The organism is Lamprobacter sp. (assembly GCF_034860625.1).
In the GTDB taxonomy this organism is placed as follows: domain Bacteria; phylum Pseudomonadota; class Gammaproteobacteria; order Chromatiales; family Chromatiaceae; genus Lamprobacter.
Map to the genome: position 1 here is coordinate 1 of NZ_JAYESN010000571.1, position 1,168 is coordinate 1,168.

Annotated in this window: 2 protein-coding genes; one reads left to right on the forward strand and one right to left on the reverse strand. The window is 60.4% G+C overall.

Features of this window, described 5'->3' with window-relative positions:
* Positions 1-135 precede the first annotated feature (135 nt).
* Positions 136-801 (reverse strand): energy-coupling factor ABC transporter permease, encoded by a 666-nt coding sequence (locus VBE63_RS29875; RefSeq protein WP_323686595.1) that lies wholly within the window; start codon positions 799-801, stop codon positions 136-138.
* 175 nt (positions 802-976) lie between these two features.
* Between VBE63_RS29875 and VBE63_RS29880 the strand changes: the two genes are divergently transcribed.
* Positions 977-1,168: aldo/keto reductase (locus VBE63_RS29880; protein ID WP_323686596.1), on the forward strand; the 192-nt coding region annotated here is incomplete at its 3' end.

Below are 1,168 nucleotides of genomic sequence, written 5' to 3' on the forward strand. Positions count from 1 at the left end.
AGGGCCGCCGGCGGCGAGCCCAATGAATCCGCCAATGACCTTACCTACCCATCGCATCAATACTGCTCCTGAGGTTCATCTTGCATCGCGGCCCCGGACGCATGGCGCTTGCTAGAGGCGCTTGCCACGGTATACCTACTTGCCCTTGATGTACTCGAAATCAGAAAACGAGTACACCCAATGCGGTCTGAAGGCAACCAGGATCACCATGATCCAGCCGTTGAGCATCGCCTCCGGGAGGAACATCAGCGGGAAGAAGGGCAGGACCGTTTGGCTCAGCTCGGCCATGCTGTAGGCGCCGGAGCCGGCGAGCAGCCAGGCCGCCATGTAGCCCATGGCAACGCCGACCAGTCCGGCGGTCAGGAAGCCGTTGACCAGTACGTAGACGAAGAATTGCTTCGGCAGAAAGCGGCGAATCAGGATCAGCAACGCGAGGGTCAGGCTGATCGGCAGCACGCCGGAAACCAGCGCATTCAGCGCAAAACCGTCCCAGGCGCCGCCACCGTTGAGGGTGATGCCGAGGAGTGCCAGCGAGGCGGCGATCACAGCAAACCCCCAGCCAAACATGAGGGTTACCGCCGTGAGGCCGAGCAGGTGATAGGACAGCCCGGGCTGGACCTGCGTCTGCATCTGCCAGAGCAACAGCAGGACCACAATGGCGCCAAAGAAGACGTGTGTCAGGCGCGCCTCTAGGAGTTTGCGCCAAGGTGCGAGCCAGAGCGCGAGGAGCAGACAGATGCCGTAGAGGATGACGGCGGTCCAGATCGCGAACGGCGTGAAGAGGCTAGGATCGAGCGTCATGAGTGATCAGCACGGAGGTAATCAGCATTCGCCCTCACTTGCGTCAACTGAATCTGGTTTGAGGCCATCTCGATTCGAGCCCATATAGAAGAACGATAATTTATTGTAGCTAGGTTGAGATCAGCGGCTTCGACCTCAACCGACCTGCGCTACGATCTAACGAACAGGAGTGGCTATGAATCAGCGTCCCTTGGGGATGACCGACCTGCGGGTCAGCGAGCTTTGCCTCGGCACCATGACCTTTGGCGAGCAGAATACCGAGGCCGAGGCCTTCGCGCAGCTCGACCGCGCCATCGACGCCGGCATCAACTTCATCGATACCGCCGAGATCTATCCGGTGCCGCCGAAGGCCGAGACCCAGGGTGCA